The sequence below is a fragment of the Gardnerella sp. 26-12 genome (genome assembly GCF_001660745.1).
In the GTDB taxonomy this organism is placed as follows: domain Bacteria; phylum Actinomycetota; class Actinomycetes; order Actinomycetales; family Bifidobacteriaceae; genus Bifidobacterium; species Bifidobacterium swidsinskii.
Window position 1 is genome coordinate 1 of record NZ_LWSR01000064.1, and the last position, 5939, is coordinate 5939.

6 protein-coding genes are annotated in these 5939 nt (G+C 40.8%); all 6 read left to right on the forward strand.

Going from position 1 to position 5939, the window contains the following annotated elements:
• The first annotated feature begins 79 nt into the window (after positions 1-79).
• The 6 genes from A5295_RS04120 to rplA all read left to right on the forward strand — a co-directional run bounded on the left by A5295_RS04120 (position 80) and on the right by rplA (position 5315).
• Positions 80-1447, forward strand: coding sequence for an ATP-binding protein (locus A5295_RS04120; protein WP_064621784.1), 1368 nt, complete (start codon positions 80-82; stop codon positions 1445-1447).
• A gap of 348 nt (positions 1448-1795) precedes the next feature.
• On the forward strand, positions 1796-2818 hold the full coding sequence (locus A5295_RS04125) for an ORF6N domain-containing protein (protein WP_064621786.1): 1023 nt from the start codon (positions 1796-1798) through the stop codon (positions 2816-2818).
• Positions 2819-2912: 94 nt separating this feature from the next.
• A complete protein-coding gene (locus A5295_RS04130) occupies positions 2913-3374 on the forward strand; it encodes a Panacea domain-containing protein (protein WP_064621788.1) in 462 nt (153 codons plus the stop codon).
• A 182-nt stretch (positions 3375-3556) separates the two neighbouring features.
• Positions 3557-3685, forward strand: coding sequence for a hypothetical protein (locus tag A5295_RS06560; RefSeq protein WP_004109178.1), 129 nt, complete (start codon positions 3557-3559; stop codon positions 3683-3685).
• Between the two features lie 488 nt (positions 3686-4173).
• Complete coding sequence (gene rplK / locus A5295_RS04135) at positions 4174-4605, forward strand: 50S ribosomal protein L11 (RefSeq protein WP_004118588.1); 432 nt, start codon at positions 4174-4176, stop codon at positions 4603-4605.
• 14 nt (positions 4606-4619) lie between these two features.
• The gene (gene rplA / locus A5295_RS04140; protein WP_004106273.1) at positions 4620-5315 is read left to right on the forward strand and encodes a 50S ribosomal protein L1; all 696 of its coding nucleotides are present in this window, start codon (positions 4620-4622) and stop codon (positions 5313-5315) included.
• The last annotated feature ends 624 nt before the right edge of the window (positions 5316-5939 follow it).

A 5939-nucleotide genomic window follows, 5' to 3' on the forward strand; every position in this document is an offset into this window, starting at 1 on the left:
AGATGTGTATAAGAGACAGATATATACTATAAAACAATAGTATTTTCAACGGTTTTGTGGTAATTAAGAGTGGTGTTATATGTTAAGGCGAAAATTTTATCAAAAAATGCTCGATTGGAAGAATGCTGATCGCGGTTCAACAGCGCTTTTAGTAACAGGTGCTCGAAGAGTTGGGAAAAGTACTATAGTTGAAGAGTTTGCAAGAAACGAATACAAGTCTTATATTCTTATTGATTTTTCGCAAGCATCAAAAGATGCGCTTCGCCTATTTGAAGATTATCGTTCAGATTTAAGCACTTTCTTTACATACATATCTGCACTATATGGTGTGAAACTTTATAACCGTGAATCGGTAATGGTTTTTGACGAAGTGCAATTTTTCCCACAGGCTAGAGAATTTGTAAAACAACTAGTTGCAGATGGCAGATACGACTATATAGAGACTGGCTCGTTATTGTCTATTAAACACAATGTTGAAACAATATTGATTCCATCTGAAGAACAAGAAGAACGCATGTATCCTCTTGATTTTGAAGAATTTTTGTGGGCTTTTGGAGAAGAAAATCTATCGAAAGTTATTAAAGATTCATTTGATGAGTTAAATCCTTTGCCAGATGTTTTACATAAAAAAGCGATGCGACTTTTTAGAGAATATATGCTAGTTGGTGGCATGCCGCAGTCTGTAAATGAATATGTTGATTCGAGAGATTTTGCTCGAGTAGATAGGGTTAAGCGTCGTATTCTTTCGCTCTATAGGCAGGATGCTGCAAAGTTTGCAAAAGGTTATGAAATGAAAGTTATGTCTGTGTTTGATGGAATACCAGCACAGCTTTCCAGACATGAAAAAAGATATAGGATTACTTCCTTAGGTAAGAATGCTCGTATGCGTGACTATAAGGATGCGTTTTTTTGGCTTTCGGATGCGAGTATTACAAATAATTGCTACAAATCTACAGATCCAAATGTGGGATTGAATCTTAATGCAGATGATGCGTTAGTAAAATGTTATATGGCTGATACCGGTTTGTTGACTTCTATGATACTTTCAGATAGTAGTATTGCGTCTAATGATCTGTATAAAGAAATTTTATTTGGAAAAATCTCAATTAATGAAGGAATGCTAGTTGAAAACGTTGTTGCGCAACAGCTAATAGCATCTGGACATCGCCTATTCTTCTATTCAAATAGAGACAAAGAAAATTCGGAAAATACTATGGAAATAGATTTTTTGATTTCTAAAGCTTTTCAGGATTCTGTTGGCAAAATGCGTATATCTCCTATTGAAGTTAAATCTGGGAATGTGTTTAAAACAGTTTCTCTTGATAAATTTAAGAACAAGTTTTCAAAAAGAATTGGAACTAGTTATGTATTTGCTCCTAAACAGCTTAGCGTTAGAAAAGATTTGAATCTCGTAATATTACCACTTTATATGTGTGGATTGGTGTAGCGTTCCGACCTGCCTTCGCGCTGCTATGTAGTGCACTTATTCCTCACGGCTTAGCCGTTTGGCTGATTTGGCATGACATGCCGTAAATCAGGTACAAGCGCACTACATAAATGTGCTGTGCGTTTGTATTAAAACCGATTTTTTTTTGTTGCTTTTTATTTGTGGAATCTTATAGAATTATATTTATGCGCTGATGCATGCTAGTTTTGCTAGTTGTTAGATGTTTTATGGCTTGTGATTGATTTTTGGGAATAACCCTGATTGCTTGCGATTCATGGGTTTTGTGTTAGAAATGTAGTTTTTGTTGTACAGCGCTAGGTTTTACGCACATTTTTTAGGAGTGATCTTATGGTAGAGGGGAATAAAAATCTAATTATCGCTGACTCTAAAAACGCGTCTGTTGGAATGATAATAGACGCTGAAACAATAAAAGAGAAAATCTACAACATTCGTAATCAAAAAGTCATGCTTGATTTTGAGCTTGCTGAAATATATGGGTATGAAACGAAAAATTTCAATAGACAGATTAAGAATAATATTGAAAAGTTTGAGGGCGAAGATTTTATGTTTCGGCTAACTGCTGACGAGTTCAAAAACTTGAGGTGCAAAAATTTCACCTCAAGTTGGGGTGGCTCTCGATATTTGCCTTATGCTTTTACGGAGCAGGGTATTTATATGCTCATGACTGTGTTAAGAGGTGATCTTGCTGTTAAACAGAGTAGGGCATTAGTTAGAACCTTTAAGCAAATGAAGGATTATATTGTTGAAAATAAGGATTTTATTGGCGCGAAGGAATTAGCTAAGCTTGCGATTCAAACAAACCAGAATACTAAAGATATAGCGGAAATAAAATCTCAAATGGCAACAAAGGRAGATTTTAATAAGGTAATGGATAATTTTATTAATCCAAATACGCATAAACATTTTCTTCTTATGGACGGCAATAAAATAGAAGCGGATCTTGCGTATTGCAAAATATATAAATCAGCTAAGAAAAGCATTTACGTTGTTGATAATTATATTGGTCTTAAAACATTGGAACTATTACGTTTTGCTGATGAAGGGGTTGAAATCGTAGTTTTTAGTGATAACGCTAGGAGTAAGAATATGCTTACGGAAAGCATGTTGGGTGATTTTGTAAGCGATTATCCTGGTGTTGATTTGAAGTTTAAGACTGCTGGCAGAAAGTATCACGATAGGTATGTGGTTATAGATTATGGAACGGATGATGAGGCTGTTTACGTTTGTGGCGCTTCGTCGAAAGATGCTGGCGGCAAAATTTCAACTATTACGCGAATAGAGTCTTTGAATTTGCGCTTGTATCATGCGATGTTTGATGAGTTGTTAAAGAATCCTGAGTTAGAGTTTTAACATTTTATAATGTTCTAGTGTTTTGCGCTCAACTTGGAAGTAGACTTCCAACTTTTGCTGTTGCGCAAATGTAGTTGCGCAAAGGGAGGTGCGTATGACAACAATCTTTAACGTGGCATCGTACATCCTTGATATTGCTGGAACTATTACTACTATGAAGCGTCAGAAGTTAGCTTACTATTCGCAAGCGTATTCTTTGGCTACTACTGGATATCCATTATTTAACGAGGATTTTCAGGCATGGAGAAATGGTCCTGTTTGCTCAGAATTATTCGCATTGCATCGCGGTAAGTTTTTGATTCGTAAAGGGGAGTTTGTGCTTCCTAGCACTGATAAGTTGAATGATGATTCTTTAACAGATGGCCAAAAGCTTCTTGTGGAAAAAGTGTGCAAAAAGTTTGCTGAGTGTTCTGGTAGTGATTTGAGTGCTATGACACATCGTGAGGATCCATGGAAGAATGCTTATGATGCTACTAATAGTTCGGCAATATGCGTTCAAAAAATTACTAAGGATTCTTTGAAAGAGTACTATTCAGTTCATAATTTGCTTAAGTAAATGTGATATTCTCTTGTTCTCTTATTTGCTCTGAGTTAGTTATAGCGTTGCTCGAGATTTGTGGAGTTTGTATTAAGAGCATAGAAGTAAAGCATGATATGGTAGCTTGAAAACAACGCAATACTTATAATTCATGCGAATCGTCTTACAAAGGGATTTTTACAAGAGATAAGGGATGCGAGATGAGTAAGAATACGTATACTGCGGAAAATGGGTTCGTTATTACTGACGATATTGTTGATAAGTGGGCTGAGGAGGCAGAAGATAATTTTCCTGGTGCCACTATTACAGAGTTTGCTGGAAGAGCTTAGGAAGATGAAACTCAGCCGTTGAAACCGCGTACTGTTAGGTTAAGTGATACCGTTTGGCATTTAATCGAAGCCGATGCGAAGCGCAGAAAAATGACTGTGAGTGCGTGGACTAGAAACGCTATACTTAACGAATTGTCTACTGAGATAGCTGCGCAAAGATAGTTGCGCAAAGATAGTTGTACGAAGGTATGCAACTTGGAAGTATGCTTCCAACTTTTGCTGTTGTGCAAAGATAGTTACGCAAAATAGCTATGTAAAAATAGCCGCAGCTTTCGTAATGATGCGTGTCGCGAAGATGTGGCATAATAGGAAGGCTTGTGACTGGAGGAGGAATCCGCTAGCACAGCACAGCAATACAAGATGCGGGAGGAAGCTGCAAAACAGCTTTATAGCAACGTTTCGTAAGTGCTTTACTTCTGTAAGAAGCGACTATATCAGCGTTTGCAACAACCGTTTGAACCGCTTGTACAAGAAAGAAGAACCATATTATGGCTCCGAAAAAGAAAGTCTCCGCGCTTATTAAGCTCGAGATTCAGGCTGGTAAGGCAAATCCAGCCCCACCACTGGGTCCAGCATTAGGCTCCCACGGCGTGAACATCATGGACTTCTGCAAGGCGTATAACGACCAGACGAAGGACAAGATGGGCCAGATCGTCCCAGTTGAGATCACCGTTTACGAAGATCGTTCCTTCACCTTCATTTTGAAGACCCCACCAGCCGCTGCTTTGTTGCTTAAGGCTGCTGGCATTCAGAAGGGCACCGAGAATCCATTGACTCACAAGGTTGGTTCTGTGACCAAGGCTCAGGTGCGCGAGATCGCCGAAATTAAGATGCCTGACCTCTCCGCACGTGACGTCGAGGCCGGTATGAAGATCATCGCGGGCACCGCTCGCTCGATGGGTATTACCGTTACCGACTGAAAGGGAGTGTAGAAATGGCTAAGCGTTCTAAGAAGTATCGTGAAGCGGCTGAGAAGATCGACCGCAATAACCTGTACACCCCAGCTGAAGCAATCGCTTTGTTGCAGAGCATGCCAAAGCACGCTTTCGACGAGTCCGTTGAGGCTGTTATGCGCCTTAACGTGGATCCTCGCAAGGCTGATCAGTTGGTTCGTGGCGTAGTTAACTTGCCAAACGGCACCGGTAAAACCGCTAAGGTTTTGGTGTTCGCTCGTGGCCCAAAGGCTACTGAGGCCCAGGAAGCTGGCGCCGACATTGTTGGTGATGACGAGCTTATCGAAAAGGTTGCCGGTGGCTTCCTTGACTTCGATGCAGTCGTTGCAACCCCAGACATGATGGGTAAGGTTGGTCGCTTGGGTCGTGTTCTCGGTCCTCGTAGCTTGATGCCAAACCCAAAGACTGGCACCGTGACTATGGATGTAGCCAAGGCTGTTGCTGATATTAAGGGCGGTAAGATTGAGTTCCGCGTGGATCGCCAGGGCAACCTGTCCTTCCTCTTCGGCAAGCTCTCCTTCGATGCTAAGGCTCTTGAAGAGAACTTCAAGGCTGTCGCAGACGAAATCCGCCGCTTGAAGCCAAGCACCATCAAGGGTCGTTACATTACTAAGGTAACTGTGACTTCTACGATGGCTCCTGGTGTTCCAGTGGATATTGCAAGCATCGCTGCCTGATTTATTGCTTGCGTAGCTTATGCGAAAGCATGGCTGGTACGTAGTAAATTAAGTTTAAAACTTATAAACGCTGAAAATGTGCTCTTTTGAGTCATGTTTTCAGCGTTTTTTGTTACTTGCGTTACTGCATTTCTGCGTTAATAACGAATAATTGATGTTTTGCGTTACTGGCGCAGTACGCTATCTGCATTAGTAACGAATAGGTGACGTGAGAGGTTACGCCTCTAGAGAGTTCGCGGCGCATGTAGGCGCGCGGCGTGTCGTCCAGGAATGGCGGTTTTGCAACGTTTTGTGGCGCGACGGTCTGCTTGAGTGTAGCATTGCGCGCACGAAAGCAACTCGGAGTGCCGAGCTTGCTCAAAGTTGAAAGTCCAGTGGACTTTCAACGCAAGCGAGGACTGTCTGAGTCAGTAAAGACGAAGGCAGGGTAGGTTTGTGTGGTATTGCATTGGGAATTCGGTCGCGCTTACGCAAATGTAGTTTCGGCGTGTCGCGCAAGAGTGGCTATATTGCAACGGTTTTGCGGCTGGTTGGGGGAGTATTCAGGAGTTTTCTGAGAGTTTTCTGGGAAAAATCTTTAAAAACCTTGAAATTGATATTTTTACGAAAAGTAATGCATAATAC

Bases quoted from the DNA above. Each gene is read 5' to 3' on its own strand.
- A5295_RS06560 (WP_004109178.1), top strand. From the start codon at position 3,557: ATGAGTAAGAATACGTATACTGCGGAAAATGGGTTCGTTATTACTGAC.
- A5295_RS04120 (WP_064621784.1), top strand. From the start codon at position 80: ATGTTAAGGCGAAAATTTTATCAAAAAATGCTCGATTGGAAGAATGCT.
- rplA (WP_004106273.1), top strand. From the start codon at position 4,620: ATGGCTAAGCGTTCTAAGAAGTATCGTGAAGCGGCTGAGAAGATCGAC.
- A5295_RS04130 (WP_064621788.1), top strand. From the start codon at position 2,913: ATGACAACAATCTTTAACGTGGCATCGTACATCCTTGATATTGCTGGA.
- rplK (WP_004118588.1), top strand. From the start codon at position 4,174: ATGGCTCCGAAAAAGAAAGTCTCCGCGCTTATTAAGCTCGAGATTCAG.